We start from the raw sequence: 17855 nt of genomic DNA, 5'->3' as shown, positions 1-17855 counted from the left end.
TTCCCTCTTTCCTGCTTTGCTTATTTTGGCTGGATCCTAAAGAGTGGCTGCCCATATTCAACAACTGACTCGTTCTCTACAAGGATTTCTGTGATTACTCCGTCGGTCTCACTAGTTATCTCATTCATCAGTTTCATCGCTTCAATAATGCAGATAACTTCTCCTTTGGCAACTTGATCACCTACTTTTTTGAAAACTGGTTTGTCTGGTGCCGGTTGCAGATAAACGATTCCCACGATTGGCGAAACAACCTCGATTCCATCAAATACTACCGATTCTTTTTCCTTCGTTGGTTTTGGAACAGTTGTTGCTTCTTCAGGCATGGCGTTAACTGGCTCCGAAACTGGCAACGTTTCGTTTGTTTGAACCATATTCATGCCTCGACTTGTTTTATTTTTATTCATGTACAATTCAAATTGACCTTCACGCAAGTCAAATTCCGTTAGCGAAGATTGATCAAATTGACTAACTAATTCTCTAATTTCATTGATATCCAAAATTATTCCTCCCAGCGTTTCATACAAAGAACCGCATTATGTCCGCCAAACCCTAATGAATTGCTCATTGCATAAGTAAAGCTTGCAGGTTTGCTTTCGTTTTTGACAACTGTCAAATCAATCTCAGGATCTTGTTTTTCTACATTGATTGTAGGTGGGATAAATTGATGTTCCAATGCCATCAGAGTGGCTAATGCTTCGATCCCGCCGGCTGCTCCCAATAAATGTCCAGTCATTGATTTCGTACTGCTGACATAAGTATCTCTGAAATTTTCACCTAGTGCGAGTTGGATTGCTTTTGCTTCTGCCTGGTCATTAGCTGGCGTACTCGTTCCGTGCGCATTGATATATCCAACTTGCTCCGGCTGTATACCAGCTTCTTCCATCGCAAGCTTCATTGCTTTAGACGCACCAGAACCATCTGGAGTAGGGGCTGTCATATGGTAAGCATCACAATTTGCACCGTATCCAACGATTTCTCCATAGATTTTGGCACCGCGAGCCTGTGCATGCTCTAAAGATTCAAGAACTAGAACACCTGCTCCTTCACCCATCACAAAACCATTTCGATTTTCATCAAACGGGATCGAACCACGATTAGGATCAGTTGATTCCGAAAGTGCAGTTAAAGCTGCAAATCCAGCAATCCCCATCTCACAAATCGTTGCTTCTGTTCCTCCAGCAAGAATGACATCTGAATAGCCATGTTTGATGTTACGGAATGCTTCACCGATTGAATTCGTTCCGCTAGCACAAGCTGTTACGATAGCTGTACAGATGCCTTTTGCGCCTACTCGTAAAGCAATATTTCCAGCTGCCATGTTGGCAATCGCCATTGGCACGAACATTGGAGAAACTCGTTTTGCGCCTTTTTCATGCAGACGGATAACTTGATTTTCGATTGTCGGAAGACCACCGATTCCTGATCCGATGATGACACCAAACCGGTCTTGATTCATTTTTTCTTTATCTAAACCGCTTATCTCCATTGCTTCTAAAGCAGCGTAGATCCCATAGATCGAAAACATATCCATTCGTTTGCTATCTTTTTTAATAAAATATTTATCGTAAGGGAAATCTTTGACTTCACCCGCTAAGGTGATCCCTGTTTCTGAAGCATCAAATTTAGTGATCGGTGCGATGCCATTCGTACCTTCTTTCAAGCTATTCAAAAAGCTGTCTGCGTCATTTCCAATAGGTGAAGTGACTCCATAGCCAGTAATTACCACTCGATTCATTTATTTGCTCTCCTTTTCTTATCCGTGCATGACCAATCCGCCATCGACATTGATGACTTGGCCGGTGATATATGGATTTTGTGCTAAGAAAACTGCTGTTTGTGCAACATCTTCTACTTGTCCGAAACGTTGCATTGGAATTTGCTTTTCCGCTTGCTCTTTGACTTTATCTGCTAAAACTTCCGTCATATCAGTTGTGATGAATCCTGGTGCAATGGCGTTGCATGTGATACCTCTAGTCGCAGCTTCTCGTGCAACCGATTTTGTCAATCCTACGACACCAGCTTTGCTAGCTGCATAATTTGCTTGTCCGATATTTCCAATCAATCCAGATACGCTAGAGAGATTGATGATGGCCCCTTCTCGCTGCTTCATCATTTTTTTCAAAACGTGCTGCGTCATATTGAAGGTACCGATCAAATTGATATCAAGACATTTTTTGAAATCTTCTGCATCCATCCGCATCACAAGTTTGTCATTTGTGATTCCGGCATTGTTTACTAAGATATGGATCGATCCAAGCTTTTCTTCTGCTTCTTTGATCATTTGTCCTGCTTTCTCATAATTAGAGATATCGCCGGAAACTCCTACGCATTTTACACCGAATGCTTCAATTTCTTCTATCTTTTCTTTTGGAATCTCTCCGCGCCCATTCAAAATAATATTTGCTCCAGCGTTTGCAAAAGCTAAGGCCATCGCTTTGCCAATTCCTCTTGTGCTACCTGTGATAAATACATTTTTCCCTTTTACATCCATAACCTTCCTCCTTATAATTTTGCTATTGTTTCATCAAATGTCTGCTTATTTTCAACACGCAGAACTGGTATCGTTTTATCAATTTTTTTCATAAATCCGCTTAATACTTTTCCAGGACCGACTTCAATGACTTGCTCGATACCGATTGTTTTTAATTTATGGATACTCTCGTAGAAACGAACGGGTTGCATGACTTGCTGTTCGAGTAGTCCCGCAATCGTCTCTTTCTTCATTATTTCCGTTGTTGTGTTGCTGATGACTGGAAAAGAAGGGTCAGAAAATTGAATATGACTTAGATCCTTCGCCAGTTTTTTTGATGCTGGTGCTAAAATAGCTGTATGGAAAGGTCCACTGACATTTAGTGGGATCATCCTTTTGATTCCTTTTTCTTTTAAGAGCAAAACAGCTTCATCTACGGCTTTTTCTTCGCCACCAATCACGATCTGCTGAGGTGTATTGTAATTAGCAGGAGACACGATGCCGTACTTGCTTGCTTCATGACAGCTTTCCTCAATCGTCTCAATCGGCGCATTCATTACTGCGACCATTTTTCCGCTTCCAGCTGGGGCAGCTTCCGTCATATAAACGCCTCTCTTCGCTACTAGTGCAACGGCTTCAGTGAAGGATAACGCATCACTGGCTACTAATGCCGAATATTCTCCTAAACTCAGTCCTAAAGCTGCATCTGGGATGATTCCATGCTCCTTCAATAAGCGATAATACGCAATGCTGACTGTTAGAATAGCTGGCTGTGTATATTGTGTCTGATCCAAACGTTCATTTTCTGAAAAGCAGAGTTCGGCCATATCGTAGCCGAGAATCTTACTTGCTTCATCAAATGTCTGCTTTACAACGGCTTCTTCATATAAATCTTTTCCCATACCTTGATATTGTGCACCTTGGCCACTAAATAAGAATGCTGTTTTCATGTTTTTCTCCAATATATCCAGAATATATGTTTGATTCTTCTTATTCAAAAAGGCCGAGACATCCCTATTTCAGGAAATGTCCCAGCCCCCAACCTAATTTTAATGATTATGCAGTTTGTTTTTCTACGTAAGTCACTAAATCTTGAACCGTTTTGATTCCGTCTTCTGTTTCGATTTTTACATCAAATTCATCTTCAATTTCGTTGATGATTTGGAATAAATCCAAGCTGTCAGCTTCTAAGTCTTCTTGGATGTCAGTAGTCAATTTGATTTCTTCAGTTTCTTTTCCTAATTCTTCTGCAATGATTTCTTGAATTTTTTCGAATACCATAATAATATATTCCTCCGATATTGTTTGCTTTTTTATTTTTATAATTTAACAGTTTACAGCTCCATGAGAATACTTCCCCACGTTAAACCTCCGCCATAGCCTGTAAATATTACTTTCTGTTGTTTTCCCAAGGTGATCTTTCCGCTAGAAACTGCTTCATCCAATAAAATAGGGATACTTGCAGCAGAGGTATTCCCGTACTTATCCATATTGGTCAGGAATTTTTCTTGCGGCATCTTTACTTTTCGGGCGATTTTCTCAATGATCCTGAGATTTGCCTGATGCAAAAGCAGATAATCAACTGGCGTGTCTTTCATGACTTCTTGGATATTGTTTGCAACATCTCGAACAGCGAAATCAAAAATATCTCTGCCGGTCATTCGCAAATAATACGAACCTTCTGAACCTTCTGAATCTTCTGAATAGAACGGGTTTTTATTTTGCTGGTAGCCAGCAGTCAGTGAGGTACTTCTGGTACCATCAGTTGCTAATTTTTCTTTCAGCAATTTTTTTTGTGGGTTTGCTTCTAAGAGAACCCCGCCTGCTCCATCACCAAATAATACAGCAGTCGTGCGATCAGACCAATCGATTAGCTTAGACAGTGTTTCACCACCAATTACCAATCCTTTAGTTGAGCCGCAGCGGATCATTTTTTCAGCCATGCTTAACGCATAAACAAATCCTGAGCATGCCGCGCTGATATCGAAAGCAATAGCATTAGCTGCTCCCAATTTTCCTTGCACTTGTGCTGCTACAGATGGTGTCGAGTAATCGGGCGACATTGTTGCTACTAAGATAAAATCCAAATCTTTAGGGTTCAGATTTTTTTGTTGCATCATTTTTTCCGCCACTAAGAGGCATAAATCAGATGTCTCCTGATTTGTTACACATCTTCGTTCACGAATACCCGTCCTTGATGAAATCCATTCATCCGAGGTATCCATCATCTTGGAAAGATCATTATTCGTAATGATCTTTTCAGGAAGGACGCTGGCTGTTGCAGTAATCATTCCAAATTGTTCCATTAAATATCCTCACTTATAGTCTTGCAAGAAGTCATGCAAGTTTTTCAGTGCATCCAGCAAGGCATGCTGTTCTTCCGTAGCCATTCCTTCTAAGATGTTCTTGACCATTTCACGATGAAAATGCTGATGGACCCGAAACAGTAACTTTCCTTTTTTCGTTAGTCCCAACTTTACAACACGACGGTCATCTTCACTGCGGATACGTTCGACATAGCCTTTTTTTACTAACTTGTTAATAGCAGTGGTCAAGGTCCCAACAGTAATTGATAGTTCTTTGGCTACTTCTGAAGTTGTTTTTTTCTTGTACATCCCGATTGCCTCGATCGTGTGCATCTCTGTGATTGACAGATCTTTGAATTGAGATTTTTTCAACTCAGATTCTTCGATTGTCAAAATATCATTGAAGACACTAACAAGATAATCATTTACTGTTTTTAAATCTGGTTCCATGTTCCACCGTCCACTAATTAGTTTGATTATCAAATCTTTTGATGTTCAAACTATATCTTAACTTTTTTCAAAATGCAACCGTAAAAGTTCATTTTTTTGTTATATGAGTTTATTTTAAGATTTTACTCATTTAAAAAAACTGATAAATCAGCATTTTTTATTTATTTTATTAGAAAAACTATTGCACTGACATATTTTGATTATCAAAGTATTTCTTGTTGATAGAATGTTCCAATTACCTAAAACTTGTCCATTATTTTAAAATTTGTTATAGTCTTTTTATTCAAAGCGTGAAAGGAGACCCTATGTTAAAAGAAAAAATAAAAAATCTCCCCATGCTGCCGGGTGTCTATCTTATGAAAAACCAAGAAGGGATGGTCATCTATGTTGGTAAAGCAAAACGGCTCAAAAATAGAGTAAGTAGCTATTTTCATCAGAATAAGCAGCATTCAAAAAAAGTATTACGTATGATTCATCATATAACAGATTTTGATTTTGTCGTAGTAGATACAGAATTAGATGCTTTGTTGCTTGAGTGTCAACTGATCCAACATTACCGTCCTTTTTATAACCGACAAATGAATTATTTCAGTAACTACAATTATGTACATATTTCCAATAAGGGATTTGTATTAACAGATACTCCTACGGCTCGAACATACGGGCCTTTTCGTCTCTATAAAAAAATGCCGTCTATTTTGCGTATAATGGAAGAAACGTATCAAATGCCTTGGTTGTCTGAAATCAGCTTATTAGCTTTGCGAGTCCAGCTTCCTGACTTACAGGAAATGACTTTTGAACAGAAAAAGAAGGAAATCCAAGGATTGTTTCAGGGTCGCAATAAAAAGCTACTGACTTACTTGAAAAAGAGACAACAACATTTCATCTATCAGCTGAATTTCGAAAAAGCTGGCATGCTTCAAAAAGATATCGAATTAGTTACTTATTTCATCAGACGGATCCAAGAACAAAAGCAGTTTTTAAGAACACCATCCCTCACATTCAGCATGCCACTGGCAGCGGACAATAGTCAGAAAAAGCACTACCTTATTTGTTACGGACAGCTTGCAGAAACAATGATTACTTCTGGGAACAATCCACCTGACTTTTATTATGAAAAAAAAGAAGCTCATTTATCTTTGAAACGCCAATTATCAAAAGAAGAAATCGATCCTGTACAAATTTTGATTAGTTACCGCAAAAAATTAGAAAAGGAACAGATTGAAATGGAGCAATTAAATAAAAAAGAAGCTGAAAAGCAACTAAATTAGCTGCTTCTCGGCTTCTTTTAGGCATCTTCAACTTCAAATGTCAATTATCCTAAAATTTATTGGATTAAATCATAGATTTCCATCGCTACGATATCGATATTATCGAATTCGTATTGCTGATGAGTATCTGTTTCAGTTAATTCAAATGTATCGGTCGCTTTATCATAAGTTACTGTACACTTTTCTACGCCTTCTTTTTCAAAACGGCGAACTTGCAGTTCATTATCTGCTGACTCGACCATAGCCTCCAGTCGTTTTATGATTGCGACTAATTGTGAATGTGTCATCGGAGGTCCTCCTTTTCTTATTTCTGTTATATTGTATCAAAAGCATAGCCTACTTGCATTGATTTTCTCTAAAAAAACTCGTTTTTTATGATTTTTTTTCTGGTATTTTCCCTTCAGGCCACCAAAGTTTGATCAACGCTTGAGTTCCGTCATTCTCAAAACCTTTATCTGCCAACTCTTCGTATAGTTTCAACGCTTGGATGGTTGCTGGCAAGACAAGGTTCATTTTTTCTGCTTCTTCTAATGCAATCTTTAAATCTTTGATAAAATGTTTGACAAAAAAACCAGGCGTGTAATCTTCTTTCAAGATACGTGGGGAATAATTACTTAAAGACCAGTTAGCTGCACTTCCGCCTGAAAGTGTCTCAATCACTTTTTCTAAAGCGAGACCGTTTTTTTGTGCATAGACAAGCATTTCCGTCATTCCTGTCATCGTGCCTGCAATCATGATTTGATTAGCCATTTTCGTATGCTGACCTTTCCCAGCAGAGCCATGCAATGTAAATGTCGTACCAAATTCCTTGAATAAAGGAAGTACTTGATTATAGACCGATTCTTCTCCGCCCACCATGATCGTCAGTGTGCCATTCTTTGCTCCTAAGTCACCGCCTGACACCGGTGCATCTAATGCATCTGCACCTTTTTCTTTTGCTGTTTTTGCAATTTTTTCTGCCAGAGTTGGTGTACTTGTAGTCAAATCAACTAAAATACGTCCTGAGACATCTGCAGAAAAAATCCCCGATTCTCCATAGTAGATTTCTTCTACATCTTTAGGATAACCTACCATTGTAAACAGAATATTACTTTGTTCTGCTACAGCCTTTGGTGTATCCGCCCAGACAGCTCCTTCTGTTACTAAAGGATCAGCTTTTGCTTTTGTCCGATTATAAACAGCGACTTCGTGACCTGCTTCTAGTAGATGGCGTACAACAGCACTTCCCATAACGCCTGTTCCGATAAAACCTAGTTTCATTCTTTCGACCTCCTAAAAATCAAAAATCCTTGCTTCTATGCTAGTATACGCTAGAAACAAGGATTTTTTTTTAAAAAATGTTTGAATTTTATCTTTTAAATGAATTTAATTTGATTTTGATTCGTTCAATCGAAGCTTCTTCTTCTTTTCTTCGCATCTCTTCTTCATGGTAAACAACCATATCTTGATAAAATTCGATCATTGCTTCGCCGAAATGAGTAGACGAAATGTCATAAAGTTTGGCTTCTAAAACCTTTGGATTTCTAGGGGCTTCACTGGAAATATAATCAATAAGTGCGGGTGCAAAGTCTTCGTCGGTTTCAAAAGTTTTCCCTAATGAAGGATGATCGAACAATCGGTTCAAATAAGCATTTCCTTCTACGACACAAGGCGTGCCGGCTGCCATCGCTTCGGTATAAGTAAGCCCTTGTGTCTCTGAAGTAGAAGCACTGACAAAATAATCTGCCGCTTTATAATAAAGGGCTACATCATTGTTATCCACTTCTCCTGTAAACTGCACAAATTCTTCTAACTGCAGTTCGGAAATCAATTCCTCTAACTCTTCTACATAAGGACCTTTTCCTACAATAACTAATCTGGCATTAGGGTAAGCCGAGATAACCTGAGGAAATCCATTAACCAATGCTTGGATATTTTTCTCATAAGAAATCCTGCTTAAAGAAAGAATCATCAGATGATTTTCCTGAAGTCCTAATGACTCCCTTAACTTGTTGATATCCTCCTGAGTGATATCAGAACGTTTGAACTTCTCAATGTCGATACCAGTAGGAATCACACGAAGCGGTGCTACTACACCATAGCTACGTAATGTATCAATAACACGTTCACTTGGACAGACTACACCTGTCGTATGATTAGCAAATAATCTGGATAAGTATTTTACATGGGATTGCCTGATCACTTTTCCTTTACCGATATAATGAAGGTAATCTTCATACATCGTATGGTAAGTATGGATCAGGGGTATTTTCAACTTCTTAGCTACCATCTTCCCGAGTATTCCTGCTCCGAATTCTGTATGGGTATGGATCAGATCTAATTCTAGTTCTTTGGCAACCAAATAAGCATACCACATGCCTCTAACAACAACTCTTCGATCCTTGAAAGAAATAAACGGTACACTTGGCATTCGAATCACATCTTTTTCCAACTTGTCCGCATTAGGATCGGTTGTCGTAAAGATATAGACTTCATGCCCATGTTTTTCTAATTCTTGTTTTAATGTTTTGATCGATGTAGCCACTCCGCTGACTTGCGGAAAGTAGGTATCGGTAAAAAAGCCGATTTTCATGTTTTTCGCCTCCAAACTAGTCCTTTGTCTGATGTACTTTTTTTAATTTGCTAGAGACTTTTTCATTCAGCACACTTTCATATACGTTTTTAAGTTCTTCACCGATTTTATTGATACTTCGTTCTTTTGCTGTTTGATAACCGGCTTGTGTCAAACTCGGTAGCTCTTCATTGGTAATCTGTTGAATCAGTTGGATAAACGCTTCGTTTGTCTTCCCCATATAGCAGTTCTTGCTATCTTCTAACCAGCCATTATACACTGGAATATCTCGAACAAGTACATTTTGCTTGCTTGCTAAAGCTTCTAAAACAACGATTCCTTCCGTCTCTTCATAGGAAGGAAAAAAGAATAGATCTGCACCTGAATATGCTCCTTCGATGATTTCCCCTCGTATATATCCAGGAAACAGAACATTCTCAGGATGGTCTTCTTTTACAATTTTCCGGATGTTTCGAGGAATCGAGTACATCGGAACATGACCAAACCAAATGAATGTATAGTCGGGCATCTTCTTAGCAATTTCTACGAAATCAATGATTCCTTTACGTTCGAAAAACAAACCGACACAAATGATTACTTTTTGATCCGGAGATAGTTTGAAATACTCTCTGAACTTTTGTTCTTTCATTGGATCAGGGCGATATTTCTCTAGGTCGATCCCATTGGAAATAGCTTGAATCGGTACACGGATACCATAGCTTTCCAACAACTGTTTTGAATAAGGTGTTGGCGTGATCAAATAGTCCGCTTTTTGGTACAATCCTACCAGATATTTTTTTACAATAGGAGAAAGCTTGTTCGATCCGATAAAGGAATTTCGGAAGTCTTCCTCTGTTGAATGCGCATGATAGACAACTTTTTTACCTTCTCTTCTGGCTTTATTGACCATATTATGACTATTGATTCCGTATGTATTGATGTGCAGGATGTCATAATCATCTTTGTCGTCTAGTGTATAAGAGATACCGACTTCCGTCAGAGCACGTTTTTGATGATCAAGCGCACGCCCGATTCCAGATTTTGCAAGCATCTTTTCACTTTCAAAATATAATAATACCTTCACCTTACGTCCCCCTTCATTTATATAGTATAACATAGCCTCCAAACTGTCACTCAAACTTAAGCCCTATTTTTGTCTAATCTTGCTGACGAAAACGTTTTCTTAAAAAAGAACAGAAAACAAAAAAGCTGGCGTAGCTCTTTTACAAGCTACACCAGTTTTTTTATACGTTGTTTATTTTACATATTCATGAACAAGTTCAACGACTTCTTCCATCGTATCGCATTCTTTCAATGCACGATCAGCAAGTTCAGCCATTTTCCCTGTGTCCAAGCGTTTCATTAAACTACGTGTTTTAAGAATAGATGTCGCGCTCATTGAGAACTCATCTAGACCCATACCTACTAGCAGCGGAACAGCGGTTTGATCTCCAGCCATTTCTCCACACATACCTGCCCATTTTCCTTCAGCGTGTGCTGCATCAATTACATTTTTGATTAAACGTAAGATTGATGGGTTATATGGTTGGTACAAGTAAGAAACACGTTCATTCATACGGTCTGCTGCCATTGTGTATTGAATTAAATCGTTCGTACCTACTGAGAAGAAATCCACTTCTTTTGCAAACTTGTCTGCTAAGACTGCTGCTGCTGGAATCTCAATCATGATGCCGACTTGGATTGTATCTGATACTTCCTTGCCTTCACTGATCAATTTTTGTTTTTCTTCTTCAAAGATCGCTTTTGCTGCACGGAATTCTTTGAGCGTAGCTACCATAGGGAACATGATACGTAAGTTACCATGAACAGATGCACGAAGTAATGCACGCATTTGTGTGCGGAACATTTCGTCGCCTTGTTCAGATAGACTGATACGTAATGCACGATATCCTAAGAATGGATTCATTTCATGAGGTAATTGCAGATATGGTAGTTCTTTATCCCCGCCGATGTCCATTGTACGAACAACAACTGGTTTTCCTTCCATACCTTCTAATACAGCTTTGTAAGCTTCGTATTGGTCATCTTCTGTTGGGAAGTCCGGAGAATCCATATATAGGAATTCAGTACGGTACAGACCAACTGCTTCTCCACCATTGTTATGAACACCAACTAGATCTTTTGGTGTTCCGATGTTTGCAGCTAATTCAAAATGCTTGCCGTCAGCTGTGACAGTTTCTGCATTTTTTAGTTTTTCCCATTCTGCTTTTTGTGCTGCGTAATCTGCACCTGCTTTTTCAAATTCAGCTTTTTGTTCCTCTGTAGGATCGATGATTACATCGCCTTCGATCCCGTTGACAGCCAAAATATCGCCTTCTTTGACTTTAGCAGTGATTTCTTTTGTCCCAACGATTGCTGGAATTTCTAAAGAACGTGCCATGATAGCAGAATGTGAAGTACGTCCACCAATGTCTGTTACAAACGCTTTTACAAAATTGCGATCTAATTGTGCAGTATCACTTGGAGTCAAGTCATGTGCAACAACGACCACTTCTTCGTTGATCATTGATGGATTTGGTAAAGTAACGCCTAATAAGTGCGCTAAAATACGTTTAGCAACGTCACGAATATCTGCAGCACGCTCTTGCATATAAGCATTATCTTCCATTGCTTCGAACATACCGATATACATATCCGTTACTTCTTTTAGCGCTGATTCAGCATTTACGCTGTTGTCTTTAATATTTTGCTTGATTTGACCTACCATTTCTGGATCTGAAAGAACCATCAAATGGGCATCAAATACTTGCGCTTCTGCTTCACCTAAGCTTTGCGCTGCTTTTTCACGAATTTGCTGCAATTCTTCAGTAGATTTAGCTAATGCAGCATCCAAACGAGCTTCTTCAGCCGCAGTATCTTCTACTGTTGCCTTACTGAATGTTAAATCCGGTTGAACTAGCAGGTAAGCTTTTGCAACGGCAACACCGTCACTAGCGGCAATCCCTTTTAGCATTTCAACCATTATTCAGATAAGCCTTCTTTCTTCATTGTTTCAACGATTGCTGCCATTGCGTCAGCTTCGTCAGCACCTTCTGCAGTGATAGTAACATCAGAACCTTGACCTACACCTAAAGACATAACGCCCATGATTGATTTCAAGTTTACTGATTTACCTTTATACTCTAAGTTTACATCAGAGTTAAATTTGCTTGCTGTTTGTACTAATAATGTAGCTGGACGTGCGTGGATCCCAGTTTCTGCTACTACGTGAAATTCTTTCTTTTCCATATTAATCGGTCTCCTTTAAGTGAGTGTTGTTTTTATGTGAGGGTTTTCTTTTTTAGTAATTCAGAGAATCCTATCAAGTGTCACCCTTTCATCTGTAAAGATTAACATTTTTTTTCGTTAGATACAACAGTTTTCATTCAATTTCAGATAAAAGTATTCAAATTATTCCGGATTCTTTTTCATCCTTTTCTTCACATTTTATAACAAACGTGTTTATTTTCTTTTTCTTGTCGCTATCTTTTCTCCTGACGTTTATCATTCTTTCCTTTGACCTTGTTTGTTTTTATATGAAACGAATTACTTGCTTCCCTTTCAATTTTTAGTATAATAAGAACAAAGGTCAGGAATGGTCAATAGGCATTTTACCTTTTCTACCTCATAAATCCCTAAAAAAATAGGGGTTATTCTTTTACCTCATGAAAAACGAGATGTAAAATATGGTTGTACCCATTTTTGTGAAAGGACGTGAATGATTCATGCTTTGTCAAAACTGTGGCAAGAATGAGGCAACGATTCACTTGTATGCCACTGTCAATGGTCAGCGGACACAACTTGATTATTGTCAGAGCTGTTATCAAAAAATCAAAAATCAGCAAAATGGAGGTCTAACTAATATGGCCCAAAATGATCCATTTGGATTTGGTAGTTTGGACGATCTTTTTCGTTCCATGTCTCGCCAAATGCAACAGCAAGGAAACTATGAGCAAACACCGCCAACACAATTTGGTGGAAACAACAACTTCAATGGTGGACAACCACCTCAAGGCAATACAGAAGGTTTATTGGGAGAATACGGAATCAACATCACTGAACAAGCTCGACAAGGGGATATCGACCCTGTGATCGGTCGTGATGATGAAATCAAACGTGTCATCGAAATTTTAAATCGCCGAACTAAGAACAACCCTGTCTTGATTGGTGAACCTGGTGTTGGTAAAACAGCAGTTGTAGAAGGGTTAGCACAAAAAATCGTAGATGGCGATGTCCCACAAAAATTAATGGACAAAGAAGTCATTCGTTTAGATGTCGTATCCTTAGTCCAAGGTACTGGTATACGAGGTCAATTCGAAGAACGGATGCAAAAATTGATTGAAGAAATTCGTCAAGCAGAAAATGTGATTCTATTTATAGATGAAGTGCATGAAATCGTCGGCGCTGGTTCCGCAGGCGATGGAAACATGGATGCTGGTAATATTTTAAAACCTGCTTTAGCTCGAGGAGAATTGCAGATGGTTGGTGCTACTACCTTAAACGAGTATCGCATCATCGAAAAAGATGCTGCCTTAGAGCGTCGCATGCAACCCGTACGAGTAGATGAACCAACTGTCGAAGAAACAATCAGTATCTTGAAAGGACTGCAAAAACGTTACGAAGACTATCATCATGTAAAATATACTGATGAAGCCATCGAAGCAGCCGCAACTTTATCCAATCGTTACGTCCAAGATCGCTTCTTGCCGGATAAAGCCATCGATTTGCTAGATGAAACAGGTTCTAAGAAAAACTTAACAATTCAAATCGTTGATCCTAAAACAATCGAGAAAAAACTACAAGAAGCGGAAGAACAAAAAGTTTTAGCTTCTCGAGAAGAAGATTTCGAAAAAGCGGCTTATTACCGTGACCAGATCAACAAACTTCAAAAAATGAAAGAACGCCAACTCACCGAAGAAGAAACACCTGTCATCACCGAAAAAGATATGGAAAAAATCGTTGAACAACGAACAGGTATTCCAGTGGGCGAATTAAAAGAAAAAGAACAGACACAATTGAAAAACTTAGCAGATGACTTGAAGGCTCATGTCATTGGTCAAGATAATGCTGTAGACCGTGTAGCGAAAGCGATTCGCCGAAATCGTGTTGGATTGAACAAACAGAATCGTCCAATTGGCTCCTTCTTATTTGTCGGACCAACCGGTGTAGGTAAAACAGAACTTGCCAAACAGCTTGCCTATGAATTATTCGGTTCACAAGATTCAATGATTCGTTTCGATATGTCTGAATATATGGAAAAACACAGTGTCTCTAAATTGATTGGTTCTCCCCCAGGTTATGTTGGATACGAAGAAGCTGGTCAATTAACAGAAAAAGTTCGGAGAAATCCTTACAGTCTTGTCTTATTAGATGAAGTTGAAAAAGCTCATCCAGATGTTTTGCACATGTTCTTGCAAATCTTAGATGATGGCCGATTGACGGACGCACAAGGAAGAACCGTCAGCTTTAAAGATACGATCATCATCATGACAAGTAATGCCGGTACTGGTAAAGTAGAAGCAAATGTTGGCTTTGGTGCGGCACGTGAAGGTGTTACTCGTTCGGTATTGAATCAATTGAATAATTACTTTACACCAGAGTTTCTAAATCGTTTTGACGGAATCATCGAATTCAGTGCTTTGTCAAAAGAAAACTTGATGACCATCGTTACACTGATGCTAGACGATGTCAATCAAATGCTGGCAGCACAGCAACTTCATATCGAAGTTCCTACGAATGTCAAAGAAAAATTAGTTGACTTAGGTTATGATCCATCCATGGGTGCTCGTCCCCTTCGACGAACAATCCAAGAACAAATCGAAGATGGCATCGCTGAATTTTACCTTGATCACCCTTCTATTCATGAGTTGAAAGCAAAATTGGATAAGGATGGAAAAATCATTGTGACTTCTAAACCAGAACGTTTAGCAAAAGAATCAACCGAAGAAACGGCTGAGTAAACCTAGTATGTATATAGAGGCTGGGACAGAAGCGTTTAACTCCAAGAAATAAGAAGGAATTCACGAAAATTACTTTTCAAATTTTTGTGAATTTCAGCTTATTTCCGAAGGAGTTGCTTCTGTTTCCGCTGTTTATACGTGTTTAGAGCGTGGGACAAAAGTGTTCTTTACTTTTGTCCCATGCTCTCTTTTTTCAGAAAAGTCAAAATACTGTTCATTTTATAAAAAAGAAATTATAATAAAAGAAACAAGCAATTAAAAATACATAAAAGAGGTGAGCGCCATGAAATTGGTAAATGTAACAAACAGCCATTCCCGTCTTGTATTGAACCAGCTTGAAAACACTGATGCCCATCTGGTCAAAGTCTACACAGCCGGAAATACCACTATTGTCTACACTGAAGCCCCTGAACATAATGAAATTTTGTTAATCAATGATAAACGTAAAATCCAGCCGAAAGAAATCGAAGAAGCTAAAAATTATTTCTTGGATAAAATCAAAGATGCTGTTTACCACGAGGATGAAATCAAAGTAATCGAATTGGCCGGGCTTGTTGAAATCTCTATTCCAAAACACGAATTAGACGCGACGTTAGCCGTTTAATCAACTTTTGAACATAATTAAAGAAGCAAATGAGACGATTCACGCCTCATTTGTTTCTTTTGCTTTCTGGCTCTTTATTTTTTTACGCTTCTTTTGTGTCTTTCTCTTTTCATTTTTTGATCTACTCGTATCTTTATTTTTTACTTTTTCTTCTTTCTGGATGATTGATTGCACTTCTTGTGCAATCTGCTCGTTTTTGTCCCAGTCTTTTACATCCAACAATCGACATAATCGCAACATTTCTGCTTTTTTCTGTTTTTTTCTTTGACGCCTTTGCCATTCTGTTTCCATTTCACAAACCCTCCTCTCTTTAATAGTATGTACGCAAAGTAATTTTTATATTTTTTTAGATTAGACATTTTTTATAGTTTTAAATGATAAAAAGAACCGTAACGGAAAATCCGTCACGGCTAACAACAAAGTATAAGAATGTATTTTCAAAATTTTTATTTGCACTTGAAACTGAGTGGCAGACTCATGGTTTCTTGGTAAACTGTATTCAACCAAATCCAAAACAGGAGAAGCTGTTTTTGTTTGGCTTTCCTTATTACTTGATGCAACGCAAATTTTTTATAACCTCTTTACATCAAACTTCTCAGTTTGACATCTGGATATTTATCCGCAAACCAGCGTTCCGCAAATTGGTTCTCAAATAAGAATAACGGCTGATCAAAACGATCACGCGCTAAGATATTACGGCTTGAACTCATCTTCTCATCTAAATCTTCCGGATCAATCCAGCGAGCAATTTTGTGCCCCATCGGAGACATGATGACTTCTGCGTTGTACTCATTTAACATACGATATTGGAATACTTCGAATTGCAGCTGACCAACAGCCCCAATGATATATTCTTCTGTTAGATATGTTTTATAAAGCTGAATCGCTCCTTCTTGAACCAATTGATAGATTCCTTTATGGAAGGATTTTTGTTTCATAACATTTTTAGCAGTCACTTTCATGAACAGCTCTGGAGTAAATGAAGGAAGTTCTTCATAAGCAACTTTTAGTTTGCCTTCGAACAATGTATCCCCAATCTGATAATTACCGGTATCATATACACCAATAATATCACCTGCTACTGCCTTTTCTACATTCTCTCTCGAATCTGCCATAAATTGCGTAACATTGCTTAATTTCAATTTTTTATTTGTACGTTCTAACCAGACATCAATTCCTCGCTCGAATGTTCCAGAACAGATTCGGACAAAAGCGATTCGGTCACGATGGGCTGGGTTCATATTTGCTTGTATCTTGAATACGAAACCAGAAAATTCTTCTTCATAAGGACTTACCATCTGATCATCTTGTGTTTTATGCCCATAAGGAGCTGGTGCTAATTCAACGAAAGTTTCTAAAAAAGTCTGTACACCGAAATTAGTTAATGCAGAACCAAAAAATACTGGTGTCTGATCGCCACGAGCAATTTTTTCTTGATTAAATGCATCTCCAGCTTCTTTGAGTAGTTCTACTTCTTCTAAGACTTGTTCATATAAGGAATTTTCAGTTAAAGGATGATTATCAGGAAGCAGACCATCTTCATCCAATTCTACTAAACGTTCTCCTTGATAATTTTCCGGACGATAAAACTCTACACGATTATGGTAAATATCATAAAGACCTTCTAAACCTTTTCCCATACCAATTGGCCAATTCATTGGATAAGACTCGATATCTAATAACTCTTCTAATTCTTCTAACAGTTCTAATGGTTCGCGACCATCACGATCTAGTTTGTTGATAAAAGTAAAAATCGGGATGCCACGTTTTTTAACCACTTGAAACAATTTCTTTGTCTGTGCTTCGATTCCTTTGGCACTGTCGATTACCATGACCGCACTATCCACAGCCATCAAAGTACGGTAAGTATCTTCAGAAAAATCTTCATGTCCTGGAGTGTCCAAGATATTTACTCGTTTTCCTTGATAATCAAACTGCATAACAGAACTAGTGACAGATATTCCACGTTGTTTCTCGATTTCCATCCAGTCTGATTTGGCAAAATTACCTGTTTTCTTTCCTTTTACAGTTCCGGCTTGACGAATAGCTCCACCAAACAATAGTAATTGTTCTGTAATCGTTGTTTTCCCCGCATCCGGATGGGAAATGATCGCAAACGTTCTGCGATTGTCCACTTGCTGCTTTAATTCTGGATTATTCATAACCTAACTCCATTTCTTCCATTCAATTATTTATCTTTTTCTAGACAGATTGTCTGTTCTCTTAAGGAAAGACAATTTCAT

At 38.4% G+C, this 17855-nt stretch carries 18 protein-coding genes; 3 read left to right on the top strand and 15 right to left on the bottom strand.

Annotation, left to right across the window (positions count from 1 at the left end; genetic code table 11):
• Positions 1-20: 20 nt before the first annotated feature.
• The 7 genes from accB to fabT form a co-directional block, all read right to left on the bottom strand.
• Positions 21-497, bottom strand: a complete 477-nt coding sequence (gene accB / locus OZZ83_RS04835; RefSeq protein ID WP_002314180.1) for an acetyl-CoA carboxylase biotin carboxyl carrier protein — start codon at positions 495-497, stop codon at positions 21-23.
• Positions 498-499: 2 nt separating this feature from the next.
• Positions 500-1735 (bottom strand): beta-ketoacyl-ACP synthase II, encoded by a 1236-nt coding sequence (gene fabF, locus OZZ83_RS04830; RefSeq protein ID WP_002290843.1) that lies wholly within the window; start codon positions 1733-1735, stop codon positions 500-502.
• Between the two features lie 18 nt (positions 1736-1753).
• Positions 1754-2491, bottom strand: a complete 738-nt coding sequence (gene fabG, locus OZZ83_RS04825; RefSeq protein WP_087063843.1) for a 3-oxoacyl-[acyl-carrier-protein] reductase — start codon at positions 2489-2491, stop codon at positions 1754-1756.
• Positions 2492-2502: 11 nt separating this feature from the next.
• Entirely contained in the window at positions 2503-3420 is a 918-nt protein-coding gene (gene fabD / locus OZZ83_RS04820) for an ACP S-malonyltransferase (protein WP_119365070.1), read from the bottom strand.
• A gap of 106 nt (positions 3421-3526) precedes the next feature.
• On the bottom strand, positions 3527-3751 hold the full coding sequence (locus OZZ83_RS04815; RefSeq protein WP_002287614.1) for an acyl carrier protein: 225 nt from the start codon (positions 3749-3751) through the stop codon (positions 3527-3529).
• A gap of 53 nt (positions 3752-3804) precedes the next feature.
• Positions 3805-4776 carry a beta-ketoacyl-ACP synthase III gene (locus tag OZZ83_RS04810; RefSeq protein ID WP_119365071.1) on the bottom strand — a complete coding sequence of 324 codons (972 nt, stop codon included), beginning with the start codon at positions 4774-4776 and terminating at the stop codon, positions 3805-3807.
• A gap of 9 nt (positions 4777-4785) precedes the next feature.
• Positions 4786-5226, bottom strand: coding sequence for a fatty acid biosynthesis transcriptional regulator FabT (gene fabT, locus OZZ83_RS04805; protein WP_002310362.1), 441 nt, complete (start codon positions 5224-5226; stop codon positions 4786-4788).
• Positions 5227-5531: 305 nt separating this feature from the next.
• Between fabT and OZZ83_RS04800 the strand changes: the two genes are divergently transcribed.
• Positions 5532-6497, top strand: a complete 966-nt coding sequence (locus OZZ83_RS04800) for a GIY-YIG nuclease family protein (RefSeq protein WP_104771114.1) — start codon at positions 5532-5534, stop codon at positions 6495-6497.
• A 56-nt stretch (positions 6498-6553) separates the two neighbouring features.
• On the opposite strand, the gene OZZ83_RS04795 is transcribed toward OZZ83_RS04800, so the two are convergent.
• From OZZ83_RS04795 to OZZ83_RS04770, 6 genes are all read right to left on the bottom strand, one after another.
• The gene (locus tag OZZ83_RS04795) at positions 6554-6784 is read right to left on the bottom strand and encodes a YkuJ family protein (RefSeq protein WP_002287607.1); all 231 of its coding nucleotides are present in this window, start codon (positions 6782-6784) and stop codon (positions 6554-6556) included.
• Positions 6785-6869: 85 nt separating this feature from the next.
• Complete coding sequence (locus OZZ83_RS04790) at positions 6870-7757, bottom strand: NAD(P)-dependent oxidoreductase (protein WP_002310360.1); 888 nt, start codon at positions 7755-7757, stop codon at positions 6870-6872.
• An 88-nt stretch (positions 7758-7845) separates the two neighbouring features.
• A complete protein-coding gene (locus OZZ83_RS04785) occupies positions 7846-9069 on the bottom strand; it encodes a glycosyltransferase family 4 protein (protein WP_002316965.1) in 1224 nt (407 codons plus the stop codon).
• A 16-nt stretch (positions 9070-9085) separates the two neighbouring features.
• The gene (locus OZZ83_RS04780) at positions 9086-10132 is read right to left on the bottom strand and encodes a glycosyltransferase family 4 protein (RefSeq protein WP_002310358.1); all 1047 of its coding nucleotides are present in this window, start codon (positions 10130-10132) and stop codon (positions 9086-9088) included.
• 171 nt (positions 10133-10303) lie between these two features.
• Complete coding sequence (gene ptsP, locus OZZ83_RS04775; protein ID WP_002310355.1) at positions 10304-12031, bottom strand: phosphoenolpyruvate--protein phosphotransferase; 1728 nt, start codon at positions 12029-12031, stop codon at positions 10304-10306.
• Positions 12031-12297 (bottom strand): phosphocarrier protein HPr, encoded by a 267-nt coding sequence (locus tag OZZ83_RS04770; protein ID WP_002287602.1) that lies wholly within the window; start codon positions 12295-12297, stop codon positions 12031-12033. The genes ptsP and OZZ83_RS04770 overlap by 1 nt, the downstream gene beginning before the upstream one ends.
• A 476-nt stretch (positions 12298-12773) precedes the next feature.
• On the opposite strand from OZZ83_RS04770, the gene OZZ83_RS04765 reads away from it, so the two are divergent.
• Both OZZ83_RS04765 and OZZ83_RS04760 read left to right on the top strand, forming a co-directional pair.
• Positions 12774-15008 (top strand): ATP-dependent Clp protease ATP-binding subunit, encoded by a 2235-nt coding sequence (locus OZZ83_RS04765; protein ID WP_002310354.1) that lies wholly within the window; start codon positions 12774-12776, stop codon positions 15006-15008.
• A 283-nt stretch (positions 15009-15291) separates the two neighbouring features.
• Positions 15292-15612 carry a DUF1827 family protein gene (locus OZZ83_RS04760; protein WP_002310352.1) on the top strand — a complete coding sequence of 107 codons (321 nt, stop codon included), beginning with the start codon at positions 15292-15294 and terminating at the stop codon, positions 15610-15612.
• Between the two features lie 39 nt (positions 15613-15651).
• Here OZZ83_RS04760 and OZZ83_RS04755 read toward each other — a convergent pair whose 3' ends face one another.
• Together OZZ83_RS04755 and OZZ83_RS04750 are read right to left on the bottom strand one after the other, a co-directional pair.
• Complete coding sequence (locus tag OZZ83_RS04755; protein ID WP_002310351.1) at positions 15652-15903, bottom strand: hypothetical protein; 252 nt, start codon at positions 15901-15903, stop codon at positions 15652-15654.
• Between the two features lie 290 nt (positions 15904-16193).
• Positions 16194-17774 (bottom strand): peptide chain release factor 3, encoded by a 1581-nt coding sequence (locus OZZ83_RS04750; RefSeq protein ID WP_278023490.1) that lies wholly within the window; start codon positions 17772-17774, stop codon positions 16194-16196.
• Between the last annotated feature and the right edge of the window lie 81 nt (positions 17775-17855).

Source organism: Enterococcus sp. E5-162 (assembly GCF_035725965.1).
GTDB classification, from domain to species: domain Bacteria; phylum Bacillota; class Bacilli; order Lactobacillales; family Enterococcaceae; genus Enterococcus_B; species Enterococcus_B lactis.
The sequence above is the reverse complement of the archived record's forward strand: the minus strand, read 5'-3'. Positions and strand labels throughout refer to the sequence as shown.